At 71.5% G+C, this 26,793-nt stretch carries 24 protein-coding genes and 2 pseudogenes; 13 read left to right on the top strand and 13 right to left on the bottom strand.

Annotation, left to right across the window (positions count from 1 at the left end; all coding sequences use genetic code 11):
• Positions 1-31: 31 nt before the first annotated feature.
• Together Afe05nite_RS15060 and Afe05nite_RS15055 are read right to left on the bottom strand one after the other, a co-directional pair.
• Complete coding sequence (locus tag Afe05nite_RS15060) at positions 32-715, bottom strand: histidine phosphatase family protein (RefSeq protein WP_203817715.1); 684 nt, start codon at positions 713-715, stop codon at positions 32-34.
• Positions 715-1,767, bottom strand: coding sequence for an LLM class F420-dependent oxidoreductase (locus Afe05nite_RS15055; RefSeq protein ID WP_203817714.1), 1,053 nt, complete (start codon positions 1,765-1,767; stop codon positions 715-717). The genes Afe05nite_RS15060 and Afe05nite_RS15055 overlap by 1 nt, the downstream gene beginning before the upstream one ends.
• A gap of 131 nt (positions 1,768-1,898) precedes the next feature.
• Between Afe05nite_RS15055 and Afe05nite_RS15050 the strand changes: the two genes are divergently transcribed.
• Positions 1,899-2,894 carry an aldo/keto reductase gene (locus tag Afe05nite_RS15050; protein WP_203817713.1) on the top strand — a complete coding sequence of 332 codons (996 nt, stop codon included), beginning with the start codon at positions 1,899-1,901 and terminating at the stop codon, positions 2,892-2,894.
• Positions 2,895-2,927: 33 nt separating this feature from the next.
• Positions 2,928-3,119: a DUF5703 family protein gene (locus Afe05nite_RS15045; protein ID WP_203817712.1), complete on the top strand. Its 192-nt coding sequence runs from the start codon at positions 2,928-2,930 to the stop codon at positions 3,117-3,119.
• Between the two features lie 4 nt (positions 3,120-3,123).
• Here Afe05nite_RS15045 and Afe05nite_RS15040 read toward each other — a convergent pair whose 3' ends face one another.
• Positions 3,124-3,795, bottom strand: coding sequence for a hypothetical protein (locus Afe05nite_RS15040; protein WP_203817711.1), 672 nt, complete (start codon positions 3,793-3,795; stop codon positions 3,124-3,126).
• Positions 3,796-3,825: 30 nt separating this feature from the next.
• The gene (locus Afe05nite_RS15035) at positions 3,826-5,133 is read right to left on the bottom strand and encodes a M20/M25/M40 family metallo-hydrolase (RefSeq protein ID WP_203817710.1); all 1,308 of its coding nucleotides are present in this window, start codon (positions 5,131-5,133) and stop codon (positions 3,826-3,828) included.
• Between the two features lie 97 nt (positions 5,134-5,230).
• On the opposite strand from Afe05nite_RS15035, the gene Afe05nite_RS15030 reads away from it, so the two are divergent.
• Positions 5,231-5,815 (top strand): hemerythrin domain-containing protein, encoded by a 585-nt coding sequence (locus Afe05nite_RS15030; RefSeq protein ID WP_307835638.1) that lies wholly within the window; start codon positions 5,231-5,233, stop codon positions 5,813-5,815.
• Positions 5,816-5,915: 100 nt separating this feature from the next.
• A complete protein-coding gene (locus tag Afe05nite_RS15025) occupies positions 5,916-6,908 on the top strand; it encodes a LysR family transcriptional regulator (RefSeq protein WP_203817709.1) in 993 nt (330 codons plus the stop codon).
• Here Afe05nite_RS15025 and Afe05nite_RS15020 read toward each other — a convergent pair.
• Positions 6,898-9,384 carry an ATP-dependent Clp protease ATP-binding subunit gene (locus Afe05nite_RS15020; RefSeq protein ID WP_203817708.1) on the bottom strand — a complete coding sequence of 829 codons (2,487 nt, stop codon included), beginning with the start codon at positions 9,382-9,384 and terminating at the stop codon, positions 6,898-6,900. The two genes, Afe05nite_RS15025 and Afe05nite_RS15020, sit on opposite strands and share 11 nt — an antisense overlap.
• Before the next feature lie 95 nt (positions 9,385-9,479).
• On the opposite strand from Afe05nite_RS15020, the gene Afe05nite_RS15015 reads away from it, so the two are divergent.
• The 7 genes from Afe05nite_RS15015 to Afe05nite_RS14985 all read left to right on the top strand — a co-directional run bounded on the left by Afe05nite_RS15015 (position 9,480) and on the right by Afe05nite_RS14985 (position 16,378).
• Entirely contained in the window at positions 9,480-9,860 is a 381-nt protein-coding gene (locus Afe05nite_RS15015) for an NYN domain-containing protein (RefSeq protein ID WP_203817707.1), read from the top strand.
• A 102-nt stretch (positions 9,861-9,962) separates the two neighbouring features.
• Positions 9,963-10,109 carry a hypothetical protein gene (locus Afe05nite_RS15010; RefSeq protein ID WP_203817706.1) on the top strand — a complete coding sequence of 49 codons (147 nt, stop codon included), beginning with the start codon at positions 9,963-9,965 and terminating at the stop codon, positions 10,107-10,109.
• A gap of 56 nt (positions 10,110-10,165) precedes the next feature.
• Positions 10,166-11,350, top strand: coding sequence for an MFS transporter (locus Afe05nite_RS15005; protein WP_203817705.1), 1,185 nt, complete (start codon positions 10,166-10,168; stop codon positions 11,348-11,350).
• A 537-nt stretch (positions 11,351-11,887) separates the two neighbouring features.
• On the top strand, positions 11,888-12,148 hold the full coding sequence (locus tag Afe05nite_RS15000; RefSeq protein ID WP_203817704.1) for a hypothetical protein: 261 nt from the start codon (positions 11,888-11,890) through the stop codon (positions 12,146-12,148).
• Positions 12,149-12,152: 4 nt separating this feature from the next.
• Positions 12,153-13,031 (top strand): hypothetical protein, encoded by an 879-nt coding sequence (locus Afe05nite_RS14995; protein WP_203817703.1) that lies wholly within the window; start codon positions 12,153-12,155, stop codon positions 13,029-13,031.
• A 15-nt stretch (positions 13,032-13,046) separates the two neighbouring features.
• Positions 13,047-15,674 carry an FtsK/SpoIIIE domain-containing protein gene (locus Afe05nite_RS14990; protein ID WP_203817702.1) on the top strand — a complete coding sequence of 876 codons (2,628 nt, stop codon included), beginning with the start codon at positions 13,047-13,049 and terminating at the stop codon, positions 15,672-15,674.
• Complete coding sequence (locus tag Afe05nite_RS14985; protein WP_203817701.1) at positions 15,671-16,378, top strand: uroporphyrinogen decarboxylase/cobalamine-independent methonine synthase family protein; 708 nt, start codon at positions 15,671-15,673, stop codon at positions 16,376-16,378. The genes Afe05nite_RS14990 and Afe05nite_RS14985 overlap by 4 nt, the downstream gene beginning before the upstream one ends.
• Before the next feature lie 21 nt (positions 16,379-16,399).
• Here the strand turns inward: Afe05nite_RS14985 and Afe05nite_RS14980 are convergent, their stop codons facing one another.
• Together Afe05nite_RS14980 and Afe05nite_RS14975 are read right to left on the bottom strand one after the other, a co-directional pair.
• A complete protein-coding gene (locus Afe05nite_RS14980; RefSeq protein ID WP_203817700.1) occupies positions 16,400-17,635 on the bottom strand; it encodes a cupin domain-containing protein in 1,236 nt (411 codons plus the stop codon).
• Positions 17,632-17,880, bottom strand: coding sequence for a hypothetical protein (locus Afe05nite_RS14975; RefSeq protein WP_203817699.1), 249 nt, complete (start codon positions 17,878-17,880; stop codon positions 17,632-17,634). The genes Afe05nite_RS14980 and Afe05nite_RS14975 overlap by 4 nt, the downstream gene beginning before the upstream one ends.
• A 73-nt stretch (positions 17,881-17,953) precedes the next feature.
• On the opposite strand from Afe05nite_RS14975, the gene Afe05nite_RS14970 reads away from it, so the two are divergent.
• Positions 17,954-18,682 (top strand): DUF72 domain-containing protein, encoded by a 729-nt coding sequence (locus tag Afe05nite_RS14970; RefSeq protein WP_239117828.1) that lies wholly within the window; start codon positions 17,954-17,956, stop codon positions 18,680-18,682.
• Here Afe05nite_RS14970 and Afe05nite_RS14965 read toward each other — a convergent pair.
• The 5 genes and pseudogenes from Afe05nite_RS14965 to secA2 all read right to left on the bottom strand — a co-directional run bounded on the left by Afe05nite_RS14965 (position 18,651) and on the right by secA2 (position 23,926).
• Positions 18,651-19,419: pseudogene (locus Afe05nite_RS14965) on the bottom strand (DUF72 domain-containing protein). The gene Afe05nite_RS14970 and the pseudogene Afe05nite_RS14965 sit on opposite strands and share 32 nt — an antisense overlap.
• A gap of 67 nt (positions 19,420-19,486) precedes the next feature.
• Positions 19,487-19,903 (bottom strand): TraR/DksA family transcriptional regulator, encoded by a 417-nt coding sequence (locus Afe05nite_RS14960; RefSeq protein ID WP_203817698.1) that lies wholly within the window; start codon positions 19,901-19,903, stop codon positions 19,487-19,489.
• 182 nt (positions 19,904-20,085) lie between these two features.
• Entirely contained in the window at positions 20,086-20,718 is a 633-nt protein-coding gene (locus Afe05nite_RS14955) for a nucleoside/nucleotide kinase family protein (RefSeq protein WP_203817697.1), read from the bottom strand.
• 11 nt (positions 20,719-20,729) lie between these two features.
• Positions 20,730-21,182 (bottom strand): winged helix-turn-helix domain-containing protein, encoded by a 453-nt coding sequence (locus Afe05nite_RS14950; protein ID WP_203817743.1) that lies wholly within the window; start codon positions 21,180-21,182, stop codon positions 20,730-20,732.
• Between the two features lie 452 nt (positions 21,183-21,634).
• Positions 21,635-23,926: an accessory Sec system translocase SecA2 gene (secA2, locus tag Afe05nite_RS14945; protein ID WP_203817696.1), complete on the bottom strand. Its 2,292-nt coding sequence runs from the start codon at positions 23,924-23,926 to the stop codon at positions 21,635-21,637.
• A gap of 203 nt (positions 23,927-24,129) precedes the next feature.
• On the opposite strand from secA2, the gene Afe05nite_RS14940 reads away from it, so the two are divergent.
• Positions 24,130-24,864, top strand: coding sequence for an ATP-binding protein (locus Afe05nite_RS14940; RefSeq protein ID WP_203817695.1), 735 nt, complete (start codon positions 24,130-24,132; stop codon positions 24,862-24,864).
• Between the two features lie 159 nt (positions 24,865-25,023).
• Here the strand turns inward: Afe05nite_RS14940 and Afe05nite_RS14935 are convergent.
• A pseudogene (locus Afe05nite_RS14935) lies at positions 25,024-26,793 on the bottom strand (hypothetical protein); the annotation flags it as partial.

Here is a 26,793-nt window from a genome sequence, read left to right as displayed (position 1 = left end):
GCAACCGAGCCCACCTGGGGTAACACGCCGGTCACACAGCGCCGCTTGCGGCTCCCCCACCGACCGCGGCATCGGAGTCGGTGGTCGCGCTCTTGGCGGGTACGAGCGTGCCCAGGTCGCCGCCCTCGTTGACCCGGACGACGAACGGCCTGGTCGGGGTGTACCGGATGACGCTTATCGAGGCCGGGTCGGCGACGATGCGCTGGAACTGGTCGAGATGCAGGCCCAGCGCGTCGGCGATGATGGCCTTGATCACATCGCCGTGGGAGCAGGCCAACCAGAGTGCTTCGGGGCCGTGCTCGGCGGTGATCTTCGCGTCCCAGTCGCGGACGGCCCGCACCGCGCGGGCCGACATCTCCGCCATGCCCTCGCCGTTGGGGAAGTTCGCCGCGCTCGGGTGCTGCTGGACGACCGGCCAGAGCGGGTCCTTGGCGAGCTCCTTGAGCTGCTTGCCCTCCCAGTCGCCGTAGCCGCACTCGATGAGTCCGTCCTCCTCGACGACGTCGGCGTCGGGCAGGGCGAGTTCGACGGTGTTGCGGCAACGCTTCAACGGGCTGGACACCACCGCGGCGAGGGGCAGGGCACGCAGCCGGGCACCGGCCTTGACGGCCTGACCCCGGCCGGTCTCGTCGAGGTCGACGGGCAGCCGGCCGGCCAGTTCACCGGACGCGTTGGCGGTCGTGCGCCCGTGGCGCAGCAGCAGGACGGTGGCCACTACTCGGCCACGCCGGACTCTTCGTAGGCCTCGGCCACGATCCGCAACGTGTCGATGCCGCTCTTCAGATCACCGACGTAGGGGCTGATCGAAAGCGTGCCGACGCCGGCCGCCGCGTACTGCTTCAACCGTTCCTTGACCTGGATCTTGTTTCCGACGATCGAGGTGCGCTCGATGAACTCCTGCGGGATCGCCTCGCCCGCCTCCGCCTTCTTGCCGCTCAGGTAGAGCTCCTGCACCTTGGCGGCGGCGTCGGCGTAACCCATCCGCACGGCGAGTTGGTTGTAGAAGTTCTGCTCCCGGCTGCCCATGCCGCCCACGTAGAGAGCCGCGTAGGGCCGGATCACGTCGGCGCACCAGGCCGCGTTGTCGCCGAGCACGACGGGCACGGTGGGGGCCACGTCGAAGCCGGTCAGCCCGAGGCCGCGCTTGGCCCGGCCCCGCTCGATGTGCTGCAGATATTCGCCCGCGGCGTCCGGGGCGAAGAAGATCGCCAGCCAGCCGTCGGCGATCTCACCGGCGAGCTCCAGGTTCTTCGGGCCGACGGCGGCGAGATAGATCGGGATTTGCGTACGCGGTGGGCGGAACCCCAGCTTGAGCGCCTTCCCGGGCCCGTCGGGCAGCGGCAGCGTGTGGAATTCGCCCTGATACGAGACCGGTTCCCGGGCGATCGCCATCTTGACCACGTCGACGTATTCGCGGGTGCGTTGCAACGGCTTCGCGAACCGGACGCCGTGCCAGCCCTCGGAGACCTGCGGGCCGGACACGCCCAGCCCGAGCCGGAACCGGCCGCCGGAGAGCGCGTCGATGGTGGCCGCGGTCATCGCGGTCATCGCCGGGGTGCGCGCCGGGATCTGCATCACGGCCGCGCCCAGGTCGATCTGCCGGGTCTGGCCGGCCATCCAGGCGAGCATGCTCACCGCGTCCGACCCGTAGGCCTCGGCGGACCAGGCCACCGCGAAGCCGAGCCGATCCGCCTCCTGCGCCATGGCCAGGTGATCGGCGGGTGTGGTCCACGCCGCCTGATAACCGAGGCTGATTCCGAGCCGCACGTGACCTCCACGGTTTGCCGATCCTCCGGTGAGCCTATCCACCCACGCTCAGTAGTTTCCGTCCGGTAACCGACCCGGTTGACCTGCGCCTGAGCATTTCGCTGAGGACACACTGCGAATAAGGTTCACTCGTGCAGCAGCGACCGCTCGGCCGAAGCGGGCTGGCGGTCTCCCGACTGGCCCTCGGCACCATGACCTGGGGACGGGACACCGATCCCGATGACGCGGCGGCCCAGCTCAAGGTCTACCTCGAGGCCGGCGGCACGACGATCGACACGGCCGACGTCTATGGCGACGGCGACGCCGAGTCGGTGATCGGCTCACTGCTCGACCATCTGGTGCCGCGCGACGACGTGACGATCGCCACCAAAGCCGGTCTCACCCCGTACGGTTACCGGCGCCGGGACGGCTCACGGGGCAACCTGCTGCGTTCCCTGGACGCGTCGTTACGCCGGCTCGGCACGGATTACGTCGACCTGTGGCAGATCCACGGCTACGACACGCAGACGCCGCTGGAGGAGACCCTGGCGGCCCTCGACCACGCCGTGTCCTCCGGCCGGGTGCGCTACATCGGCATCTCCAACTTCGCCGCCTGGCAGTCGGTGCGCGCCGCCACCTGGCAGTCCGCCTATCCGGGACGGGCCCCGATCGTCGCCGCCCAGATGGAATACTCGCTGCTCGAGCGCGGCATCGAACGGGAGCTGCTGCCCGCCTCGGCGGCTCTCGGCTTCGGCGTCCTGGCCTGGTCGCCGCTGGGCCGGGGGGTGCTCACCGGCAAATACCGCAACGGCCGGCCGCTCGACTCGCGCGCCGCCACCGAGCATCTGGCCGCGTTCGTCCGGACCTACCTGGAGCCGCGCAGCTCCAGCATCGTGCAGGCGGTGGTGACCGCGGCCGCGGGCCTCGGCGTGTCTCCGCTGGAGGTGGCGATCGCGTGGGTGCGCGACCGGCCCGGCATCGCGGCCCCGATCCTGGGCGCCCGCACCGCCGGGCAGTTGCAGGGCGCGCTGCTCAGCGAGGAGCTGGTCCTGCCGGCCGAGATCGCGCGGGCACTCGACGACGTGTCCGCCGTCGACCTCGGATATCCGGAGCGTGAGGGTGTGGGTTACCCCAGCCCGGCGGGCTAGCAACGGAACGATCAGCGGCGCATATTAGGTTCCATGGACTACGAATACGCGCCGCTGCGGTTGCCCTCGAATGTCGATCGGCTGACCGCCGCGGCGCAGCTGGCCATTCAGGCCGAGTTCTCCGGCTGGGAGCTGGCCCGGGTGCAGCTCTTCCGGGACGGTTCCCGGAAGGTGGTGCTGCGGCGGCGCATCCAGACCAACCCCCAGCCGGGACTGTCCTACTGAACCGTCAGTGGTTGTGCCCGGCGTGGTCCTCTTCCTCATCGGGCAGGAACGGGTGCTCGTCGAGGCGGCCGACCAGCAGGTCACCCTCCCGGGGGGCGAACGGGCCGTCGCCGTCGGAGTCCGCGTAGGCCTCGAGGTCGAGCGGCTCGGCGATCTCGCTCACCGTCAGCAGGCCGTCGAGCGGCTCCAGCTCCGGCACGTCGAGCGACGACAGCGAACCGTCGCCCGCCTGCAGCAGCTCCAGCACCGCCTCGCCGACCGACTCGACCGCGCCGGCGTCCTCGTCCTCCGGCACCGAGTTGCGCCGGGCCGCGTCGGCCACCCGCAGCAGGGCCGCGACGCTGGGCACGCGGTAGTCGCGCCGCTGCCGCACCGAGATCACCTGCGGGTAGGGGTCCGTCGACTCGGCCGCGTCGTAACCGTCGACGCCCAGGCCGAAGCGCTGGTCGGCCTCATCCGGGTCGATCGACTCGACGTCCCACGGCGTCACCTCGCCGAACGCCTCGAGCAACTTCTCGTCGTAGGCGAACGAGGCGTTGTTGAGGTTGACGTACGCCTGCCAGACGTCGTCGTCGTCGATGCGGCCGGCCGCCGCCTTGACCGCCGTGAGATGCGCCTTCGCGGCCTCCACGACCGCTTCGAGGGCGGCGTCGAGTTCCGCGTTCTGGTCGGTCATTATCGGGTCCTTCCCGGAAAAACGGAGAAATCAACTGTTTCGGAGCAAGTGGTCCAGCACACGCACGCCGAACTCTAGTCCCTCCACCGGAACCCGCTCGTCGATGCCATGGAACAGCGCGCTGAAGTTCAGGTCCGGAGGCAGGCGCAACGGCGCGAACCCGAAACAGTCGATCCCCAGTGTGGCGAACGCCTTCGCGTCGGTGCCACCGGACATCAGGTACGGCACCGTACGCGCACCCGGGTCCTCGGCGCGAAGCGCCGCGCCCATCGCGTCGACCAGCGCGCCGCCGAACTCGGTCTCGACCGCCGGCTGCCGGTGCTTGTGCTCGATCTCGACATCCGGCCCGATGATCTCGCGCAACTCGGCCAGGAACGAGTCGGCATGCCCCGGCAGGGTGCGGCAGTCGATGGTGGCGGACGCCCGTCCCGGGATCACGTTGTCCTTGTAACCGGCTTCGAGCCGGGTGGGGTTGGCGGTGTTCCGGATGGTGGCGCCGATCAGGTTGGCGATCGGGCCCAACTTGGAGATCGCCAGCTCGGGGTCGTTCGGGTCGAGCTCGATGCCGAGCGCGTCGGAGACCTCCTCGAGGAATCGGCGCACCGTCGGGGTGACCACGATCGGGAAACGGTGCCGGCCGACGGCGGCGACGGCCTCGGCGAGCGCGGTGACCGCGTTGTCGTCGTGGATGAACGAGCCGTGCCCGGGCCGGCCGGTGGCGTGCAGCTTCAGCCAGTCGAGACCCTTCTCGGCGGTCTGCACCAGGTAGAGGCGCATGTTCTCGTTCACCGTGTAGGAATAGCCGCCGACCTCGCCGATCGCCTCGGTGCACCCCTCGAACAGGTCGCGGTGCTTCTCGACGAGGAACTGCGAGCCGTACTGCATGCCGGCCTCCTCGTCGGCCGTGTACGCGATCACGATGTCGCGGGGCGGCACGTAGCCGGTGCGCTGCCAGTCCCGGAAGACCGTCAGCATCATCGCGTCGAAGTCCTTCATGTCGATCGCGCCCCGGCCCCAGAGGAAGCCGTCCTTCTCCTCGCCGGCGAACGGCGGGACCGTCCATTCGGCCGCGTCGGCCGGCACGACGTCGAGGTGGCCGTGCACGAGCAGGGCGCCCCGCTCGCGGTCCGCGCCGGGGATGCGGGCGACCAGGTTGGCCCGCTTCGGCGCGGACTCGTGCAACTCGTAGCCGATGCCGACCTCGTCGAGCTTCGCCGCCACGTATTCGGCGGCGACGCGTTCACCGACGGTGGTGTCGGGGTCGCCGGTGTTGGTGGTGTCGATGCGCAGCAGGTCGCGGCAGATGCCGACGACCTCCGAAGCGGCGGTGGTCTCCATCCGCCCTTCTTAGCAGAAGATTGCGCACCGCATCCAAGGGTGGCGGCCGGGGCCGGGACGGGTTTGTCACAGCGCCGGTTCGGGTACCGGCGAGCCCGTGTCCGCTCTGAATCTTCCCCCGCTTCCGCCCGTCGGCGGCGAGACCACCGGCCGCAACGTGATCGACGTGCTGAACGAACAGCACCGCGACCTGATCGAGCTCGGCGAGCGGTTCGCCGCCGAGCCGGCCTCGCCGAAACTGAGGAGCGTGATGATCGCCGAGCTCTCCCGCCATCTCTCGGCCGAGGAGCAGTACCTCTACCCGGCGATCAAGAAGGCCGTGCCGGGCGGGGAGGATCTGGCGGCCCGCGAGCTTGCCGAGGATCACGCGCTGCTGGTTCTGCTCAAGCGGCTCGACAAGGGCGACGAAGGCGCCGCCGCGGAGGTCGTCGAGGCGTTGCGCCGCCACGTCGCCGCCGACGAGGAGGAGTTGCTCCCGGTGCTCGCGCAGATGGTGCCGATCGAGGATCTGATCCGGGTCGGCAACCGCGTCGAGTTGGCCGAGGAGGCCGCACCGACGCGTCCGCACCCCGGTACGCCGTCGTCGCCGCCCTGGAACAAGATCCTCGATCCGGCCGTGGCGGTGGCCGACAAGGTGCGCGATGTGATGACCGGGCGAACGACGTACCGGAAGGATTTGTGAAGTTACCTCCTGGTTCCGTAACCGTTTTGTCACATGTGCTCGATCTTTCGGCAGGCTCCAGGTCTAGCCTTCGATGCATTTAACGAAATAACGTCACGCTATGAACCTGGAGCTGCGGCATCTCAAGGTGGTCTGTGCCATCGCGGAAACCGGCAGCGTGACCAAGGCGGCGTCCCAGCTCGGGCTCGCCCAGCCGGCCTTGACCGCGCAACTTCAGCGCATCGAGCGCACTCTTGGTGGTCCACTCTTCGAGCGGGACCGCCGGGGAGCCCGGCCCACGGCTCTCGGTGAGCTCGTGCTGTCCCGCGCTCGCGTCCTGTTGCCGGCCATGAAGGGCCTGCAGGACGAGGCGGCCCGGATGGCCGGTGCCGCCGGCACCGAGACGATGAGCCGCTACCGCATCGGGGCGCTGGGCGGCCCGATCCTCGGCGGCATGGTCTACCGGCTCTCCACCTCCCAGCCGGATGCCCAGATCAGCACCCACGCGTCGTACTACGTGGAGGAGCTCGCCACCATGCTCCAGTCCGGCAAGCTCGACTACGCGCAGGTGGGCGTGTGCGGCGACGCGATGCCGGCGGCCGATTACGGCCTCGTCTGGCAGACCGTCGCGGTCGACGCGGTGTGCGTGCTCATGCCCGACGACCACCCGGCCACCAAGCAGGTCGATGTGGACCTGGCCGAGCTGGCGCACGAGCAGTGGGTCGGCAGCACCGGCGACGGATGTTTCGCCGATTGCTTCGCGGCGGCCTGCGCCCGGTCCGGCTTCACCCCGCGCCGGGTGCTCGAGACCGACGTGCGCGGCTGCGTCGACATGGTCGAGTCCGGTCTCGCCCTCGGCCTGTGCCAGCCGACGTTCCGCCCGCCCGCCGGCCTGACCTCACGGCCGCTGCGCGGGGCGCCGCTGCGCTGGCGGCAGGTGCTCGGCTGGCACCCGGAGTCACAGGCCGCCCACGGCTCGGCCAAGCTGATCGAGATGGCCGAAGCCGCCTACCAGGAGGTCGTTTCCCGCAATCCGCTCTATGTCGAGTGGACCAAGGAATATCCCCACCTGGGAGGCGGCTCCGTGGAGACCGCGTCGGCGGTCAGTGCGTGAAGCTGAGCTCGCCGTCGACCACGTCCACCTTGACCGTCTGACCGGCCGTCAGGTCCGAGCCGAGCAGCAGCTTCGACAGCCGGTTGTCGAGCTCACGCTGGATGGTGCGGCGTAGCGGCCGGGCGCCGAACTCCGGCTGGAAACCCTTCGCCGCGAGCCAGTCGACGGCGTCGGCGGAGATCTCCAGGCCGATGTCCTGCGCGTGCAGGCGGCGCCGCGTCTCGGCCAGCATCAGCTCGGTGATCTGGTGCAGCTGCTCCGTCTCCAGCTGCCGGAAGACGATGATCTCGTCGATCCGGTTGATGAACTCGGGCCGCAACTGCTCCTTGAGCCGACGGTCCAGCCGGTCGTTGAGGGAATCGTCGGTGCCGGCGCCGAAGCCGACACTCCGCTTGGTGCCGGAGATCAGATCCGAGCCGATGTTGCTCGTCATGATCAGCACGGTGTTCTTGAACGACACCGTCCGGCCCTGGCTGTCGGTCAGCCGCCCGTCGTCCAGCACCTGAAGCAGGATGTTGAACACGTCCGGGTGCGCCTTCTCGATCTCGTCGAGCAGCACCACACTGTACGGCCGGCGGCGGACCGCCTCGGTGAGCTGACCGGCCTCGTCGTAGCCGACGTATCCGGGCGGCGCCCCGACCAGCCGCGACACGGTGTGCCGCTCCTGGAACTCGCTCATGTCGAGCCGGACCATCCGGTCGGAGTCCCCGAACAGGGCACCCGCCAGGGACCGCGCCAGCTCGGTCTTGCCGACTCCGGTCGGGCCGAGGAACAGGAAGCTGCCCACCGGCCGGTCCGGGTCGCCCAGTCCGGCCCGCGAGCGCCGCACCGCCTCGGCGACCGCCTCGACGGCGTCGTCCTGGCCGACCACCCGGTCGTGCAGGTGCCCCTCGAGGCGAAGCAGGCGCTCCTTCTCCTCCTCGGTCAGCTGCGACACCGGGATGCCGGTGGCGCGGGACACGACCTCGGCGATGTCCGCCTCGGTGACCTGCGGAATGCCCGTCTTGTCAGCCGACGCCGAGGCCAGCTTCTCCTTTATGGAGTTGATCTCGTCCCGCAGCGACGACGCCTTCTCGTAGTTCTCCGCCGCCACCGCCTGGTCCCGGTCGCGGGAAAGCTGCTCGAGGCGCCGCTCGTCCTCCCGCGTGTCCGCCGACGGGGTTTTGACCCGCAGGCGCACCCGGGCACCGGCCTGGTCGATCAGGTCGATCGCCTTGTCCGGCAGGAACCGGTCGGTGATGTAGCGGTCGGACAGCTCCGCCGCGGCGTCCAGCGCCCCGTCGGTGATCCGCACCTGGTGGTGCGCCTCGTAGTTGTCCCGCAACCCGCGCAGGATCGCCACCGTGTCCTCGACGCTCGGCTCACCGATCAGCACCGGCTGGAACCGGCGGGCGAGAGCCGCGTCCTTCTCGATGTACTTGCGGTATTCGTCGAGCGTGGTCGCACCGACCACCCGCAGCTGACCCCGGGCGAGCGCGGGCTTGAGCATGTTGGAGGCGTCCATCCCGCCCCCGTCGCCGCCACCGCCCGCACCCACCAGGGTGTGGATCTCGTCGAGGAACACGATCAGGCCGTCGCCCTCGTTCTGGATCTCGTCGATGACCTTGCGCAGCCGCTCCTCGAAGTCACCCCGGTAACGGGTGCCCGCGACGAGGCCGGCCAGGTCGAGCTGCATGACGCGCTTGCCCTCCAGGGTCAGCGGTACGTCACCGTCCACGATGCGCTGGGCCAGGCCCTCGACGACGGCGGTCTTGCCGACGCCGGCCTCGCCGATCAGCACCGGGTTGTTCTTGGTGCGCCGGGACAGGATCTCCACGGCCTGCTCGATCTCGTCGGCCCGGCCGATCACCGGGTCGATCTCGCCGCGGCGGGCGAGCTCGGTGAGGTCCACCCCGTACTGTTCGAGCGTCGGGGTCTTGCCGCTGCTCACCGGTGCGGTGCGAGCCGCCGGCTGGGGCTCCCCGCCCTGCAGCGCCTGCGGGTCGAGCTTGCCCTGCAGCAGCCGACCGGCCGCCGAATCGGGGTTGAGGCCGAGCGCCATCAGGACGTGCTCCGGCCCGATGTACGACGAGCCGAGCGCCCGCGAGATCTGCAGACTGTCGAGCAGGGCCCGCTTCGCCTGCGGGGTCAGCTGCACCTGCTCCGGCGGATTCTCCCGGACACCGGCCGGGCGCCCCAGCGCCGCGAGCAACGACTCGGGGTCGGCTCCGGCCCGGCGCACGGTCTGCTTCATCGCGTCCTGCTGCAGAGCACCCCACAGCAGGTGGTCGGTGTCGAGATCAGCGATATGACGCTCCGCGTCGGCGAGCTCGGCGGCCCGGCGGGCGGCGGCGGAGAGCACCTGACGGGCGTCACCGCTCATGTACTTCGTGATGTCTATGCGCTGCTGCCGGCGCGGCTCGGCCGCCCCGAAGAAGCGTGCGAACAGGTCGTCCCAGTTGCCGGGTCCGCCCGGTCCGATCGGTCCGATGCTCATGAGTCTTCTTCTTTCTCGGTACGTCCGTTGCCCCCGACTCAGCGCCGGAGCCGTCGGGTTAATTCCCAAGACTTGACACAGGTAGGCTCAACTTCATGACCGTACCTCTGGTGATCGTCGACGGGGCCAACGTCGTCGGATCCGTCCCCGACGGATGGTGGCGGGACCGCGCCGCGGCCGCCATCCGCCTGCGTGATGCCCTGGCATCGGTCATTTCCGGCGGCCTTCCGGACATTCCGGGCCCCGTCGAGGTCACCCTCGTGGTCGAGGGCAAGGCCCGCGAAATTCCGCCCGCCGACAACGGCGTCACCCTGGCCAGGGCGCCGCACTCGGGCGACGACAAGATCATCGATTTGGTACGGGATGAGCCCCGCGACCGCCGAATCGTGGTCGTCACCGCCGACCGGGAACTCCGCGAGCGCGCCTCGGCCCTGGGCGCCGAGGTGCGCGGCCCCTCCGGCGTCCCCCGGCGCTGAGCCGCCCTGCCCCGCTGCCCGCCCTGCCCCGCTGCCCGCCCTGCCCCGCTGCCCGCCCGGCCGCGGGCGGAACTCCGGTGGAGCGGACGCTAGTCTGTGCCGGTGACCCCGCCGCCCGGCATCGTCTGCCACCAGCCGCCCTGGTGCGGTCACGCCTCGGCGGCGGCAATGCTGGCGCTCGCCCGATGGGTCACGCCTGATCTCCCGCTTTACGGCAACGACCACGATCGCGCCGACTTCGCTCCCTGACCGCTGACGGTTCAGCGTGTCCCCCGTTCGTCCCCTCATCGCCCGGGAGCGATGCCATGCCCGCTGCCTCGAAAGTTCTGCGCGCCCCGCAGGTCCCGCTCGTCCTGATCGCCAGCCAGGTCGGCCGGCTGCCCACCGCCGCCGCCCCACTGGCCCTGCTGCTCTCCGCCAGGCAATCGGTGAGCCTCGCCGTCGCCGCCGCCGTCGTCGCGGTCTTCACCGCCGGCATGGCGGTGACCGCCCCGCTGCTGGCCCGAGCCGTGGACCGCCGGCGCCAGCCACCCGTCCTGTACGGATCGGCGCTGCTGTCGGCGGCCGGCTACGTCGTCGCCGCCCTGAACGACGGCCGCCCGGCGATGCTGCTGGCCGGCGCCTTACTGGCCGGCCTGGGAACCCCACCACTCGAAGCCTGCCTGCGAGCACTCTGGCCGAACCTGGTGCCACCGGCGGACGTGACCGCCGCGTACGCGCTCGACATCGCCCTTCAAGAAGTGATCTTCGTGGTCGGTCCGCTGGTGACCCTGGCCGCCGTCGGGCTCGGCGGCCCGGCCACCGGACTGATCACCGCCGCCGTCCTGCAGCTCGCCGGGGTGGCGGCGTTCGTGGCCGCCCCCGCCGTGCGCCACTGGCGCGGCGACGCCACCGTCCACCGCCACTGGGCCGGCCCGCTCCGCTCCCGCCGCCTGGTCACGATGGTGCTCGGCATAGCCTGCGTCGGCGCCGCCGTCGGAAGCATCCCGGTCGTCCTGACCGGTTACGCCGAAGCGACCGGCAACCGCGGCCTGACCGGCTGGTTGCTGGCGTTCCAGGCGGTCGGCGCCCTGATCAGCGGCCTGCTCTACACCCGGGCCAGCCCCGGCACCCTCCGCCGCCTGCCGGTGCTGGCGGCATGCTTCACCGCGCTCTACCTTCCCCTGCTGCTGGCGCCTTCCCCGGGCCCGATGTTCGCCCTGCAGCTGATCAGCGGCTTCGGCCTGCCCCCGCTGCTCACCGCCGCCTTCCTGGCCGCCGACCGGCTGGCCCCACCCGGCACCGCCGTGGAGGCCTTCGCCTGGATCTTCACCGCCTTCACCGTCGGCAGCGCCACCGGAGCCGCCCTGGCCGGCCCCCTCACCGCCGCCGGCATCCGCACCGGTTTCGCCCTGGCCCCCGTCGCCGGCCTGCTGGCGATCGGCGCCATGACAGCAACCGCAGCCCGCCCGCCGGCCACCGACGACCCGCGTTCTCGAGTGTCGCCGTAGCCGCCGACAGCTTCGCCACACCCCGCACACCCGGCCTGTCCAGCGCGCGATTTGTCCGGCCGCCATGCCCCCGGCGTGTCCAGTGGGCGAATTGGCCAGCCCGCCATGCTCCCGGCGTGTTCGGTGGGCGAATTGTCCGTCTTGAATGGCTCGTCGTGGCAGCGGGCGGACACTCAGACCCGACGACACCGCCGAGGTCGGCTACTCCACCCCAGTTGTCACCGAGCCGGTCGGCGGACAGGGCGGGCGAATGGGGCAGACGGACGGGACGGAGCGAGGGGCGGGGGTCCGTCGTCAGGATGACTAGGTGGCGTGGGTGGGGTATTTGCGTAGATTGGAGTCCGCGGGCAGGGTTCATTCCTGTTTGCGGCGGGTCAGATCTAGGACAGGGTGCGAGGTGGGTCGCGGTACAGGGCCGAGGCTGTGGGCAAGCGCTCTCCCTCTGGACAGAAAACGGGCGTGCGCGGACAGCGGGGCAGGAAGGGGGCAGTAGGCTGAGGGGCAGAGTCGGGTTCCGCACAGTTGGAGGCTGCACGGGTGGCCAGTGTCGCCGAGGTCAAAGCGGCCGTGGATGCCGCGCTCCAGCAAGTGAGCGAGGGGCAGGCGGCGATTCAGGCGGCCCGGGAGAAGATCGGCGAGGCCCAGCAGAGCCTGGCGGCGGCGCTCGACGGCAGCGGGAGCGACGCCGTGGGGTCCGCGCATTCGAGTTTGTCCCAGGCCGACCAGTCGCTCGAGGAGTGTCTGGGTGCCACTGCCATGGCGGTGGAGCAGGCGCAGAACTACACGGCGATGCTCTGACGCGATGTCACTGATCCAAGAGCTCGGCGCCCAGCTTCGCGCCACCTCCGACGAACTGCCGACGGGGCTCGTGTCGGCGGCGCTGGAGAAGCTGCGCAGTGCCACCGAGATCCTGATGTGGGTTCGCGAGACCTCCGTCGATCCGGTCGGGGTGCCGCAGCTCGGCAACGCCACCGAGCACGCCGAGAAGGCGGCGGCGGCGCTGCGGATCGCGCAGGACGCCATCGCGACCTATCTGGCGAGCATCGGCATGACGGCCGACGCGTCCGCCCCGCCGGACTCCGATTGGAAGGCCGGACTGGAGCGGCCCGAGGTCAAGCAGGAGAAGCCCGACGAGGAGAAGCCGGAGGGGGAGAAACTGGGACCCTGGTGGCACGAGCGGGTCAAGAAGCTGACCGGGGAGGACGCCCCCGCCGAGGAGAGCAAGGAGCAGCAGGCCGACACCGCCGAGCTGTTGCGCCGGGTGGCCAACGGCGTGCGTTCCGGCGACAAGGCCCGCCTCGGGCGGGAGTTGCACTCGGCGAACGCCGCGACCGGGCTGGCCCTGTCCGCGGCGAGCGCGCCGGTTTTGCATCGGCTGGCCGGGGACCTGCTCGGGCACGAGCCGGGGCCGGGTGACGTCGAGCGGCTCCGGACGGCCAGTGCGGGGCGGGTGCGGTCACTGCTTCCCGGCACTCCCCCGGCCGTACTCGACACTTTGATCGCCCGCATCTGCCGGGTGCCGGTCGCCCAGCAGGGCCAGTCCGGACATCCGGCCGACAACGCCGTCACCGCGGGCGTGCTCACCGGGGTGCTCCTCGCCCGGCTAGGCCGCGATGCCAACACGCTCGACCCGAACGCCCCCGAACCGTTGCGCCGCCCCGAGGCCGCCGACGCCCGATGAGAACGCTGATTGCCCATGTCTGAGTCGAACACGCAGCACGTCATGGACATCCGGGCCGGACTCTCGCACGCCCTCGGCGTGGCCGAGGACGCGCTCGCCTCGGCGCGGGCCGCCTACGAGGCGGCGGTCGCCCGCCGGGAACGGGTGGTGCAGGCCGCCGTCGAGCGCCGGCAGAACGTGGCCGAGGCGCGCGATCAACGCCTCCTGGAGATCGACGAGCAGAGCAAAGCCGACCTTGCCGCGTACGCCGAGGCGACCGCGCGGGCCGCCGATCGGGCCGCGCCCGGTGCCGCCGGCGACTCGTGGGCCGTCTGGGAGCTCTCGCCCCAGGAAACGGCCACCGAGCTGCGGGTCGGGCGGCTGCTGCTGCCTCATCCCGAGGAGGTACCGGCCCTGGTGCCGCTGCTCGACCACGGACATGTGGTGGTGCGCGGCGATCAGGCCTTCGGCGACGAGGTGGTCGCGGGGTTGCTGCTGCGGGCGCTGGGCACGGCGCCGCCGGGCTCGCTCCACCTGATCGGGTACGACCCGGAGCACCTGGGTGGTGGCCTGGCGCGGTTCGCCACGCTGGCCCCGGCCGGGGTGCTGAAGTTCGCCGGCCCGGGTGAGCTGCCGGCGCTGCTCGACGACCTGGTCGACCACGTGCGCCGGATCAACGAGACGGTGCTGGCCGGGGAGTACACGTCGGTGCGGGAGCTGGCGGCGGCGACGCACCGGCGGCCGGAGCCGTGGCGGGTGGCGGTGCTGCTCGGCGCGGGTGAGCTGAGCCGGGCCGAGCAGACCCAGTTGCAGCGGCTGCTGCGCACCGGGGCGGCGGCCGGGGTGCATCTGCTGGTCCAGGGCATGCGTGTCGAACCGGCGCCGGGCATCGAGTTCATCACCGCTCAGCGGGGCGACCACGGCCACATCAGCAGTGCGGGGGCGTTGCCCGTACGGCTGGATGGGGGTCCGCCGCAGGCGGTCGTCGCGGCGGCCTGCCGCCGGATCGCCGAAGCGGTGGCCGCGGGGCCCGCGCCGGTCGCGTTGGACAGCCTGCTGCCGCAGGAGTTGTGGACGGAAAGCTCGGCCGCCGGGTTGTCGGCTCCGCTGGGTGACGGGCCGCAGGGCACGCCGGTGAAGGTGACGCTCAGCGACTACCCGCCGCATGCCTTGATCGCCGGGCCGTCAGGCACCGGCAAGACCAACCTGATCTATGCCTGGATGGGCGCGCTCGCCGCTCGCTACTCCCCCGCCGAGCTGGCCTTCTACCTGCTCGACTTCAAGGAGGGGGTGTCGTTCGCGAGGTTCGCGCCGGGCCGGCGGGACCCCAGCTGGCTGCCGCACGTGAAACTGGTCGGCGTCAACGTCAACACGGACCGTGAGTTCGGTTTGGCGTTGCTGCGATTCCTCGGTGCCGAGCTGCGGCGCCGGGCGGACGCGGCGAAGCGGCACGAGGTGACCAACCTGGCCGAGCTGCGCGCCGAGGATCCGCAGGGGTCGTGGCCGCGGGTGGTGGCCGTGGTCGACGAGTTCCAGGTGCTGCTCAGCGGCCGTGACGCGGTCGCGACCGAGGCCGTCGACCTGCTCGAGGACCTCGCCCGCCGGGGCCGTTCGCAGGGCATCCACCTGATCCTGGCGTCGCAGGACGTCTCGGGGATCGAGGCCCTGTGGGGGCGCCCGGCGCTGGTCGCCCAGTTCTCGCTGCGGATCGCCCTGCCGCGGGCCCGGCGCATCCTGGCCGAGACCAACGGGGCCGCCGATTCGCTGCCCCGCTACCACGCGGTCGTCAACGCCGACTCGGGCGCCGTCGAGGCCAACCGGGTCGTGCGGGTGCCGTCGGCCGGTGACCGCGACCGGTGGAACGCCCTGCAGCACCAGCTGTGGCGGATGCGCCCCGACGACCACGGCCCGCGCCTGTTCGACGGTGACGTGATCCCCAGCCTGTCCGACAGCCCCGATTTCGAGCGTCTCGTCCCCGGCGACGCGGCGTCCGCGCCGATGGTGCTGCTCGGCGAGACGATCGACGTGACTGCGCGGTCGGCGCGTACGGTGCTGCGCCGCGCCCCCGGCCGCAACCTGGCCGTCCTCGGCACCCGCACCGAGGAGGCGTGCGCCATCCTGGCGACCGCCGGGGTGTCGCTGGCCCGGCAGTTCCCGCCGGAGGGTGCCCGCTTCTCGATCCTCTGCCTCGACCAGGACGCCCGGCCGGCCGCCGAGGCGTTGCGCGCCGAGCTGCCGGACTGCGGGCTGTTCTCGGCGGAGAACGCGGACTGGCTCCTCGAGGACGCGGCCAGTGAGGCGTCGGCGTCGTGGCCCGCCGACCGGCCGCACTTCCTGCTGATCTACGCGGCCGACGCGCTGCCCGGCGGCAAGGGCGCGGCCGACCAGCTGCGCACCATCCTGCGGCAGGGCCCGGAGCGGCGCATCCACGTGCTGGGCTGGTGGCGCGGCGCCGGGCTGCTGCGCGACGCGCTCGGCGGGCACGCCTCCCGCACCGACCCGATCGGCGCCTGGGTGGCCCTGGACGTGCACGGCAGCGAGCTGGCCCCCTACTATCCGGGCGCCGGTGCGCCCGTGTGGTACCCGCGGGCCTGGCGAGCGCTGCACTTCGACCGCTCGGTGCATCGGGGTGCCGAAGTGATCATCCCTTACGGACAACTATGAGCGACGTACAGCCCGCCGATTTCGACACCGCCGACTACCGCAGCGTGCTGCGCCGGCTGACCACTTTGGAGGAGGAGGCGGCGGTCATGCGCGCCGAGGCGGTGCGCTGGCACGACGGCCGGGTGCAGGCCGCCGACGAGGCGGTGCGCAAGGCCGACGAGGCGCTGAAGGCGGCCCGGCTCGACGCCGCCGAGGCGCAGCGCACGCTCGAGTCGGTGGATGCCCGGGCGGCCGGACTGTGGGCGGAGTACGTGCACAAGGTCGGCCCGGTCGCCGAACGGTACGGCCGCACCAAGCCACCGGCCGTCATCCCGCGACAGCGTGGTGAGAAGGACGCGATCGACTACCTGGAGGAGGTCGCGACCAAGGTCAAATACACCGCTCCGGCACGGCCGCTGACCGTCGGGGTGAAGGCGATGTTCGCGATCTTCGGCCTGGTCGGCGGGATCGTCGGGGCGGTGCTGTTCCGGGTGCTGCGCAACAACGCGCACGTGCCCGGGGTGCCGGCCGGCACGTGGCGCGACGCGCTGCCGGTGGTCGCGCTCGTGGTCCTGCTGGCCTGCCCGGTTCTCGCCGTGGTCGGCGCCAAGAAGGTGGCCGACCGGCGCGGCGTCGGCCTGGACCTCTCTACGGTGGTGACCGTGCTGGTCACCGGCCTGGCGACGGCCGGGTTGATCGTGGCCGCCGCCGGGCTCGGTAGTTGAGACGCGTCCGGACCGGACCGCTCAGGCCGGCACCACGAGGGCTTCCCGGAGCAACCGGCGGGCCAGCACCAGGCGGTCCTCGTCGGTGTCCAGGAGCAGGTCGCCGACCCGGGCCGGCTCGCCGCCGAGGGCTTGGCGCAGGGCGGCCGCGCAGTACGCCGGGAAACGCAGCGTGCGGCCAGTCAGGCGGAGCACGACGTGGTCCGTACCGTCCTCGATCAGCCGCCAGCGCAGGCCGCCGCGGGTCTTGACGGTGTCCTGCGGGCTCAGCGCGGCGGCGAAGTCGAGCTGGGCGAGCGGGGCCACCGGCTCGGGGCGGGCCGACGGCCAGTCCCGAGCGGTCAGCCGGTCGGCGACGGCGGCCGGCGACGTGCCGGCGAGCCAGTCGCGCAGTGCCTCGACGGTCTCGGTCAGCTCCGGCTCGATCGCGTCGGGGTCGGACACGTCCACCCCGAACGGCAGGGTGGCCCGCAGCCGGGCGTCCTGCGCGGCCATGGCCAGCAGCTCCTCGACGAGGGCGTAGCGGGTCAGCGCCCGTACGCCGATGGTGAGGTGCAGTGCGCGGGTCCCCTGCGCCTGGGCCGAGTGCAGCCAGCCGCGCGGCAGGTAGAGCGCGTCCCCGGGTTCGAGCACCACGTCCAGCGCGGGTTCGCCCTCGGCGGTCGCGGCCACCTCGTCGGCCCGGCCGCCCCACGGCTGGTTCTCGATGGGGTCGGCGAGGACCGGTTCGTGGATGCGCCAGCGTTTGGTGCCGTCGACCTGGAGCACGAACACGTCGTGGGTGTCGTAGTGGGTGCTGAAGCCCTGGCTGGCCGGCGGCGTCAGGTAGGCGTTCACCTGCAACGGGCGGCGCAGCTCGGCGCCGAGCACCCGAGTGTAGTCAATCAGGGCCGGCCAGATGCGGTGCAGACCCTGCAGGACCAGTGTCGCGCCACCGGCGTAGAGGCGCATCACGTCCTCGTCGACGACCTGGTCGCTGATCTCGGCGCCGGCTCCGCCGGAACCGGTGAACCTCGCCGCCGGCAGGACCTTGCCCTGCTGGGCGACGCGGAGGAAGGGGGTGCGCAGGCCGCGGCGGCTGAGGAGCTCGTCGACAGCGGCCGGGGAGAGCAGATCGGTGAAGCCGGCCGGGTCCGCGGATCGCGTCAGCAGCGGGGCCCTGCCCCAGTGCGCGGCGGCGAACTTGGCCGGCTCGACGCCGGTGAGGCGGGCGAGCGCCGGGCGGTGACCAGCACCGCCCGGCTCCCCAAGAGTCATACCGCCGAGCCGTCGGCGCCACCGTCGTGGCCGCCCGGGTTGGCGCCGCCGTCGGCCGGGCCCTCGCCCGCGGAACCGTCCGCGCCGCCGTCGTGGCCGCCCGGGTTCGCGCCGCCGTCGGCCGGGCCCTCGCCCGCCGAGCCGTCCGCGCCGCCGTCGTGGCCGTTCGGGTTGGCGCCGCCGTCCGCGGGGCCTTCGCCGCCGGTCTCGGTGCCGGTGGTGATGTCGTCGTCGCTGAGTGACATCGGTATCTCCTAGCGCTTGTCGTTGCGGTGGAGACTTCGGGTTACCCCTGGTTGATCACGTCTAATCGCGGGTATGCGCGCCATTGTGCTGAAGGTGGGGACGTCCGGGTGGCAGTACCGCGACTGGAAGGACCGCTTCTACGCCGGGGTGCCGCAGAAGCTCTGGCTGGAGCATTACGCGAAGCACTACTCCACGGTCGAGGTGAACAACGCGTTCTACCGGCTGCCCGAGCGGAGCACGTTCGAGCAGTGGCGGCAGCGCACCCCGGACGGCTTCGAGGTGGGCGTGAAGATCAGCCGCTACCTCACCCACATCAAGCGGCTCCGGGAGCCGGCCGAGCCGGTCGCCCGCTTCCTGTCCCGCGCCGAGGCGCTCGAGGACAAGCTGGGCCCGGTGCTGCTCCAGCTCCCACCGACCCTGCGGGCCGAGCCGGAGGCGCTCGAGCAGACCCTCAAGCAATTTCCCCGAACCGTACGGCTGGTCGTCGAGCCTCGGCACGAGTCCTGGTTCACCGGCGAAACCCGCAAGATCCTCGAGAGGTACGGGGCGGCGCTGTGCTGGGCCGACCGCAACAGCCGCCCGCTCGGTCCGCTGTGGACCACCGCGGACTTCGGTTACCTGCGCATGCACGAGGGGCGGGCCAAGCCGTGGCCGCGTTACGGCCGGACCGCCCTGGCCGGCTGGCTCGACCGGTTGGCGCCGCTGACCGAGGCGTACGTCTTCTTCAACAACGACCCCGGCGGTGCGGCGATCGTCGACGCCGACGCGTTCATCGCTCTGCGAGAAGCTCGACGAGCGTAGCGGCGTTGCGCTGGGCGTAATCCGAGTAGCAGTTGTTCATGAAAACCTGCGTCCTGTCGGCCTGGCCGAACAACGCGGCGAGCTTCGGGGCCCACTCCGCCAGCTCGGCCGGAGCGTAGTCGTAACCGGATTTCTCGTAGATGTCTTTGCTCGTCCACTTCGGGCTGTGGCCGTGGAAGCGCACCACCGCCAGGTCGGCGGTGGCCTCGACGATCGGCGGAACCGACGACTTGTGGCCCTGCGGCCCGCAGCGGCTTGCACCGCGCCGCCACCTCGAGCAGGTATTCCCGGTTGGACTTGCGGATGCCGAACCACGGCGGGAACTGGAAGAGCACCGCGCCGAGCTTGCCCGCCTCGACGAGCGGGTCCAGCGCCGCGAGGAACCGGCTCCAGACCTCCTCGTACGCCTGCGGCGGGAGATCGTCGGGGTAGACGTTCTTCTTGTCGGTCTCCGGCCGCAGGTCCTGGTAGATCGCCGAGACCTTTGTCGGGTGGCCGGTCAGCAGGCTGAAAGCCTTGATGTTGAAGGTGAAGTCGGCGGGCGTGCGCTGCGCCCACAACCTCGTGGTCCGCTCGGCCGGCGGACCGTAGTAGGTCGAGTCGACCTCCACCACCCGGAACTGTTCGGCATAGAAGGCGAGCCGTTTCGCCGGGGTGTCCGCATCCGCGGGGTACCAGCCCGACGCCAGTAGCGTCCGGTCGGTCCAGGAGGCCGTGCCGACCTCGATCACGCCCACGTCTGCCCTACCACTGAGAGACGGCGGGCCCGCCGCAACCGCGGCGGACCTCCGACGTCGGATGAACTCAGCTGGCCCGGCGCTCGCGGTTCTGCTTGCAGTGCACGCAGGTGGTGGCCGAGGGGAAAACCTCCAGCCGCTCCCACGGGATCGCGTTGGAGCAACCCTCGCAGTTGCCGTAGGTGCCGTCGTCAAGGCGCTGCATGGCGTGTTCCGCCTGCGTGCGCCGGTCCAGAAGGGTGCGCAGCAGCGACGTCGCCGCGTCGCGCTCGGCCGTCTTGGACCCGCTGTCGGCCTGGTCGTCACCGGCGGCGTCGCCGATCTCGACCAGCCGGAGCTTCTGGTTCTCCGCGACCGCCAGTTCGTACTCGGCGTTGAGGCTGTCGAACCGGCCCCGGAGGATCGTCCGGATCTGCTCGACCTCCTCGGCCGACCGGCCCTTGGTGGCGCCCTTACCCGTGATCACCGCTCCATTGACGAGCATGCCGCTCCCCCTGCCCTTCCTCTGCCCCTGCCGACGGAATCCCCCGGCGGGCGCCCCCATCGCACCGTGGGGCCTCCCGGTACCCGTCGCCGAAGATCCCAAACGGGGTCTCCGCCGAAAAAGTAACCGGAGCATAACTGTCAGTGGTCAGCTCCGCCACAAACTCGCGACACCAACTCTGCTCACTCACGTGAGACGACCAGTGCCGGCCGCTTCGGGTCGTCGAGGCGCACGACCACGTCGGCGAAGAGGGCCGGGTTGACCTCCTCGGCGTACCGGTCCAGGGCGGGCAGGGTCCAGGCCTGGTCGGGCGGGGTGCGGCGGCGCAGCGCGGCCCGGGACAGCTCCAGGTGCACGGCCAGGTCGAAGTCGAGCCCGCTGCCCAGCAACAGGGGTCCGCTGACCAGGACGACGGCCCCGGGCGGGAGTTGGTGATACGGCTCACGAGCGGCCCGGTCGATCTCGGCGTTCCAGAACCTGGTGAGGATCTTCCCGGTGCCGCCGGGACCGGCCGGCCCGAGGACCTCGCGGATCAGGGCGGACTCGTCGAACCAGCCGGCATAGAACGAGTCGGGGTTGGTGCGGCCTCGCTCCAGGCGCAACGACGCGGGCCGGAGGAAGTCAGCGGTGTCGATGCGGACGGCCGGCCGGCCGCCGAGCCGCAGCGGGGCGACCAGGGCGTCGGCGAGCCCGCCCGGATCCCCCGCCGCCGGTCCGTCGATCGCGACTCGCAGGAAACTGCCAGCTTCCCGGCTCAGCATGTGGGACGCGAGTTCCTCGACGAGAGCCTCGACAGTCAACGGACGCACGCGCACGTCCGGCAACGCTACTCGTGGGGCTGGACCACGACGCGGGCCTCGTCGGACAGGCGGTAGCCGACGCCGTAGACGGTGGTGATCACCGGCAGGCCGCCGCCGAGCTTGAGCCGCAGCCGCCGCACGTGCACGTCGACCGTGCGCTCCCCGGTGTGCTCGTAACCCCAGACGCCGGCGAGCAGCTGACCCCGGGTGAAGACCCGGCGGGGCCGCTCGGCCAGGAACAGCAGCAGGTCGAACTCGAGGCGGGTCAGCGGCAGCGCCTCACCGTCGAGCAGCACCTGCCGGGACGCGGTGAGCATGCGCACCTCGGGACCGTTCGGCCCCGGATCGGCGAACACCGGCGCGGCCGGCTCGACGGTGATGGTGCCCTGGCTGATCTCGACGAGCTCGCGCACGGCCTCGATGAGGCGGTGCGCCTGCGGGGTGAACGCGTCGGTGGTGAGCGGGATGGCCACCGTCACGGTCAAGGCGGGGTCGGCGGGCCGGCGTGGTCCGGAGCCGCGTCCGGGACCTGTGACATGGCGGTTGACACGAGGCGACAGCGCGCTTGCCGGCATTGAGAAAAGCCCCCTGAAATTGCATGGTCGGTAACCGTACATAACCGATCACGCTCCGTAAATACGCGGTGAATAATTCCGCGCCAGGAGATGAGCGGTCAAGACGGCAACCACGATGTGGGAAAATCGTTCCACATCATGCTAGGCGACAGAAATGCATTCTAGGAACCGTGGTCTGTCAGGCGGTTTAAACATTACCTAACTTAGTAGTTGCGCCGTTCGACAAGCATCCCGTGACGAGGAACACCTAAGACTGTCACCACATCCACCCGTGCGCGAATCAACATCCGCGAATGTAAAAACAGATCCCCCGTACCGCAAGATTCGCGGAACGGGGGATCTGGAATGGCGCGGTATCAGTTTCCGGCAGACAACCGACGACCCACCGCCGCGATCAGGCGGTCGAGTTCCGAACCGAACGGGTTGTCGTGCACCAGGTAGGTCCAGGTGGCACTGGGGCGCACGATCTCGGCCCGATCCGGCTGCCAGCCGTCCGACAGATCGGTTTCCTCGAACGTCTCGATAGTGCGGGACTCGATCTCGGTGAACACCTTCTGGAAGGCCGGCACCGCCGCCCGGTGGAACTCGTCGAGCGGGTCGAGCTTGCCCAGGGCACGCAGGTGCACGCCCTCCCGGACCTCGTTCAGCTCGGCCAGATGCTCGGCCCACAGCCGGTCGAGGTGGTAGAGCGCGATGGCCCGTCCGGCATCGGAGAGGACGTCCTCGTCGATCTCCTTGGCCTTCTCCGGCGACCGCTCGAGCAGCATGATCGCGGCGACCTCGGAGGTGAGCAGGCGCTCCCGGCGCTCGGCCAGAGCCACCCGCTGCTGCTCGATCACGACGCTGTAGCGCCAGGTGTTGCGGTGGATCTCGTGGTTGACGCCCTCGGCCACCCGCTGGGCGTGCTCGACCGCGTATTCCACCTGGTCGTCGTGCACCACGCCGTCGATGTCCATCCGCGGCGAACGCGGCAGCGCGTCGCCGGCGTGCCGGGTGACCAGCTCGTCCTCCAGGCTGACGAAGAACACCGAGCGACCCGGGTCGCCCTGCCGACCGGCGCGGCCACGCAGCTGGTCGTCGACCCGGCGGCTGTCGTGCCGGCCGGCGCCGATCACATAGAGGCCGCCGAGCTCGACGACCTTCTCCCGGTCCTTCTCGTCGGAGCCGCCGAGCCGGATGTCGACACCCCGGCCGGCCATCTGGGTGGAGACGGTGACCGCGCCGAGCGCGCCCGCCTCGGCGATGATGGACGCCTCCTCGGCGTCGTTCTTCGCGTTCAGCACGTTGGCCGGGACACCCGCCGCGGCCAGCTGTTTGGCCAGCAACTCGGACGCCTTCACGTCGAGGGTGCCGACGAGCACCGGCCGGCCCTTCTCGTGGGCGATCTTGATCTCCTCGACGAGCGCCTCGTCGCGGGTGTCATGGGCCGAGTAGATGCGGTCGTCGTCGTCCTCGCGGATGTTCTCGGTGTTCGACGGGATCACCGCGACCTCGAGCTTGAAGTACTCCCGGAGCTGCTCACCGACGTGCACCGCGGTCGCGGTCATGCCGCACACCGTCCGGTAGAGCGCGATGAACGCCTGCACCGTGATCGTGTCGAGGACCTCGCCCTCGGCGGTCGCGCTCAGGCCCTCCTTGGCCTCCACGGCCGCCTGCAGGCCGTCGGGCCAGCGGCGGCGCTGGGCGACCCGGCCACGCATCTCGTCGATCAGTTCGACGCCGCCGTTGCGGACGATGTAGTCGACGTCGCGGCGCAGCAGGGCGCGAGCGTGCAGGGCCACGTTGACCGCCGACAGCTGCTCGACCTGGTCGTCGGCGTAGAGATCGATGCCGCCGAGCTTCTCCTCGATGCGCTTGAGGCCGGTCTCGGTGAAGGCCACGCTGCGGCCGTCCTCGGCGACCTCGTAGTCCTTGCCGTTGCGCAGGTCGCGCACCAGTTCGGCGGACTCGTGCACGGGGTCGCTCTCGTCCGCGGTCGAGCCGGCGAGCACCATCGGCACCCGGGCCTCGTCGATCAGGATCGAGTCGGCCTCGTCGACGATCGCGGTGGCCAGGTCGCGCTGCACCCGGTCGGCGATGTCGGTGACCAGCTGATCGCGCAGATAGTCGAAGCCGGCCTCGGAGACCGACACGTAGGTGATGTCGGCGAGGTAGGCCTCGCGGCGCTCCGCGGGCGTGGACGCCTCGGTGACCCAGGCGACGGTGAGGCCGAGGAGCTTGTAGACCGGCTCCATCCACTCGGCGTCGCGGCGGGCCAGATAGTCGTTGACGGTGAGCACGTGCACCGGGCCGTTGCCGAGCCGGACATGCCCGTACGCCGCGATGGCGGCGGTCAGCGTCTTGCCCTCGCCGGTGGCCATCTCGGCGACCTTGCCGGAGAGCAGCGCCATCGCACCGAGCAGCTGGACGTCGTAAGGTCGCTGCTCGAGAGCTCGCCAGGCAGCCTCGCGGCCAACCGCGCAGAGCTCGGTGTAATCGCTCGCCTCCGCGGCGGCCACGGTCAGCGCCTCGTCGTCGAGCTCGCGGAGAGCATCCTCACGAGCTTCGATCGCACCGAGCCGCTTGCGGAACGGCGCCAGGTCGACCGTCGTGCCCGGACGCTGCAGAAACTTGCGGAACCGGCTCTTCAGCCGCTGCGACACACCCATGGCGCGCTACGGTACTCGATTTCCCTGAGAGCGGGGTCACGACACCGGCGGTTGACGTTTCGTCTACTCCTGGTAAAGCGGCCCCGCGGGTAGCGGACCGGCAGGGCCGACGTTTGCCCGAGGGCCGCGCCGGGCACCTGAGACCGACACCTGAGTGGTGTCCGCTGTTCAATCCGCCGGTCCAGCGGCGGGAAGGATACGAATTGCCCAGTCAACTCGTCTGCCGCCCGGTTCAGGACCGGCCGGTTGCGGTGCTGCGACTCAGCGGCACCCTCGACCCGCTGACGGGTGACGCCCTCCACCTGGCCGTGCTGGGCAGCCTGGCCACCGACCCCGATCGCCTCCTGCTCGACGTCACCGACCTGCGCATCGGCGACCCGCTCGGACTCGCCGCCCTGAGCGCCGTGGTGGACCAGACCGCCGACTGGCCGGACGTGCCGATCGTGCTCTGCGGCGCCACCCCCGAGACCGAGGCCGCGATCCAGGCCACCCCCGCCTGTGACGGCCTCGACTATGCCCCGACCTGCGAGGCCGCGCTCGCCGAAGCAGCCGCCGAACCCGTGCCACCCCGCCTGCGCCTGCGGCTGCGCCCGGTCCCCGACGCCTGCCGCCAGGTCCGCCAGCTCGTCACCCAGACCTGCGACGCCTGGCAACGCTCCGACCTGGCCGGCACCGCCGCCCTGATCGCCACCGAACTGGTCGCGAACGTGGTCCGGCACGCCCACACCACCATGGAGTTCACCTTCGGCCTGCACAACGGCGAACTGCGGATGAGCGTACGAGACGGAAGCCGCCGCATGCCCGAGCCCGCCAACCCGGCCGTCACCTCACCCGGCGGTCGCGGCCTCTGGCTGGTCCGAGATCTGACCGACGCCTGGGGAGTCCTCCCGGTCAGCGACGGCAAGGTGGTCTGGACCCGCTTGAGCACAGCCGCTTAGCTCCAGCCCCTTGCTTGGCTTTCGCCGCGGTGCCCCTTTGGCCGCCGTGCCCCTGCTCCCGCCGCAGTGCCCCTGCTCCCGCCGCTGGGCCGGGAGACCCCTTTCTCAATTGAAGAGGGTCGGTCCCTGCCGCGTTGCGGCGGCCGGCCGGCTCCGGCCTCAGTTCGGTCCGCCGTTGCGCGGCGGGAGGCCACTCTGCGGCTGGTCGGCGCCCCTGTCGCCACCCATCGGCCGGTTCAACTGCCCCATCTGCGGCGGCTCCAGCGGTGGCCGGTTGCGGCGAGTGGTCTTGGCCTCGGCCTGCGGCGCCTGGTTCGGCGGCTGTTCCTGGCCGACCGGACGATTCGACTGACCCGAAAGTGACTGTTCCAGCGGCGGCCCGTCGAGGCGGACGCCGCTACCCAGACCGCTGGGCTCGCCCGCACCACTGCCACCGAAGCGGTTCTCGTCCGACACCTCGAACTCGCCGGGCATCTGATCGGCCGCCGGCGTCGACCCGACACCGCCGGCCTGCTGACCGAGACCGCCGGCCTGCTGACCGACGCCACCGGCCTGCTGGCCGAGGCCACTGGGCGTGTGCGACCCGAGGCCCCCGGACTGCGAGCCGAGGCCGCTCGGCGACTGCGGCCCGTGGCCCTCCCCCTGCGAACCGAGGCCGTTCGGCGACTGCGACCCGAGGCCGCCGGACTGCGAGTCGAAGCCGCCGGACTGCGAGTCAAGAATCGCGGACTGTGGGCTCAGGCCACTCGGCGACTGCGCAGCGGTGGGCTGCTGCGCGGGGTCGCCCAGGCCGTTCGGCCGGCCGGCCGGGGCGCCCGAGTGCGGGCCGGCCATCGGCTGTTGCGGGGAGCCGGGCGGTGTCACCGAGTACTGCGGTTCCGGCGCCGGCCGGCCGAGTGTCGCGGCCAGACCCGAGCCGCTGGAGAGGCCCGGGATAGCCGGCGCCGGGCCGGTCAGGGGCGGGCTGGTCAAGGGCACACCGGCCAGGGCCGGGCTGGTCATCGCCGGGTTGGCCGGGGTCGGGCTGGACAGGGTCGGGCCGGCCGGGGGCGGGCCGGGCGGGGGCGGGCTGGTCGGACGAGTCGTGAACGCCGGTGGCGAGATCGGGCGGGCCGCTACCGGCGGCTGGTTCACCGGCGGCGGGGCCATGGGTGGGGTGTTCAACGCGGTCGGCGCCGGGCGGGCCGAGGGCGGGAAGTGGGGAGCGTCCAACGGACGGTTCTGCTGGTGGTAGGTCTGCGGACCGGCGAGCAGCGAGTCGATGTCCGAGGGGTACTGACCGGCCGGCGGGCGGGCCGGGCTGACCTGACCGGAGGGGGCCGGGTGGGACTGCGGGACCTGGGGCTGAGTGCTGCCGGCCAGGGAATGGGCCGCCTGCGGCGGGCCGGGGTAGGACTGCGTTCCAGGGGACTGTGCGCCGTAGGACTGTTGGCCGGCCTGATGTCCGGCCGGGGGCGGAGCTACGTAGGACTGCGGAGGCCCGAGGTGGGACTCGGCGGCGTAGGTCTGGGTGAGGCCGGACTGAGCCAGCCCGAACTGGGGGCCGGACTGAGCCAAGCCGGCCTGGGGGCCGGAGTGAGTGGGGCCGGGCTGGGCGGGTTCGGCCTGGGTGGAGTAGGTCGGGCCGGCGGGGGACGGAGCTACGTAGGACTGCGCGACCCCGGGCTGTCCGGCGTAGGACGGGCGGGCGTGGGGTGGACCGGCGTGAGACGGGCCGGCGTGAGACGGACCAGCAGGGGGCGGGGCGGCGTGAGACGGGCCGGCAGGGGGCGGGGCGGCGTGGGACGGGGCGTCATAGGACTGGCCGGGATAGGACGGGGCCGGGCCGGGGTGGGTGGTCGAGAGCGGGGTGGTCGAGGGCGGGGCGACTGAGGGCGGGGCGACTGAGGGCGGGGCGACTGAGGGCGGGGCGACTGAGGGCGGGGCGAC

It is taken from the genome of Paractinoplanes ferrugineus, from assembly GCF_016862195.1.
Taxonomy (GTDB): Bacteria; Actinomycetota; Actinomycetes; order Mycobacteriales; family Micromonosporaceae; genus Actinoplanes; species Actinoplanes ferrugineus.
This window is presented reverse-complemented; position numbering and strand designations above follow the sequence as displayed.

Bases quoted from the DNA above. Each gene is read 5' to 3' on its own strand.
- Afe05nite_RS15045 (WP_203817712.1), top strand. From the start codon at position 2,928: ATGGACTACGAATACGCGCCGCTGCGGTTGCCCTCGAATGTCGATCGG.
- Afe05nite_RS15040 (WP_203817711.1), bottom strand. From the start codon at position 3,795: ATGACCGACCAGAACGCGGAACTCGACGCCGCCCTCGAAGCGGTCGTG.
- Afe05nite_RS15035 (WP_203817710.1), bottom strand. From the start codon at position 5,133: ATGGAGACCACCGCCGCTTCGGAGGTCGTCGGCATCTGCCGCGACCTG.
- Afe05nite_RS15025 (WP_203817709.1), top strand. From the start codon at position 5,916: ATGAACCTGGAGCTGCGGCATCTCAAGGTGGTCTGTGCCATCGCGGAA.
- Afe05nite_RS15020 (WP_203817708.1), bottom strand. From the start codon at position 9,384: ATGAGCATCGGACCGATCGGACCGGGCGGACCCGGCAACTGGGACGAC.
- Afe05nite_RS15015 (WP_203817707.1), top strand. From the start codon at position 9,480: ATGACCGTACCTCTGGTGATCGTCGACGGGGCCAACGTCGTCGGATCC.
- Afe05nite_RS15005 (WP_203817705.1), top strand. From the start codon at position 10,166: ATGCCCGCTGCCTCGAAAGTTCTGCGCGCCCCGCAGGTCCCGCTCGTC.
- Afe05nite_RS14995 (WP_203817703.1), top strand. From the start codon at position 12,153: ATGTCACTGATCCAAGAGCTCGGCGCCCAGCTTCGCGCCACCTCCGAC.
- Afe05nite_RS14990 (WP_203817702.1), top strand. From the start codon at position 13,047: ATGTCTGAGTCGAACACGCAGCACGTCATGGACATCCGGGCCGGACTC.
- Afe05nite_RS14985 (WP_203817701.1), top strand. From the start codon at position 15,671: ATGAGCGACGTACAGCCCGCCGATTTCGACACCGCCGACTACCGCAGC.
- Afe05nite_RS14980 (WP_203817700.1), bottom strand. From the start codon at position 17,635: ATGACTCTTGGGGAGCCGGGCGGTGCTGGTCACCGCCCGGCGCTCGCC.
- Afe05nite_RS14975 (WP_203817699.1), bottom strand. From the start codon at position 17,880: ATGTCACTCAGCGACGACGACATCACCACCGGCACCGAGACCGGCGGC.
- Afe05nite_RS14970 (WP_239117828.1), top strand. From the start codon at position 17,954: ATGCGCGCCATTGTGCTGAAGGTGGGGACGTCCGGGTGGCAGTACCGC.
- Afe05nite_RS14960 (WP_203817698.1), bottom strand. From the start codon at position 19,903: ATGCTCGTCAATGGAGCGGTGATCACGGGTAAGGGCGCCACCAAGGGC.
- secA2 (WP_203817696.1), bottom strand. From the start codon at position 23,926: ATGGGTGTGTCGCAGCGGCTGAAGAGCCGGTTCCGCAAGTTTCTGCAG.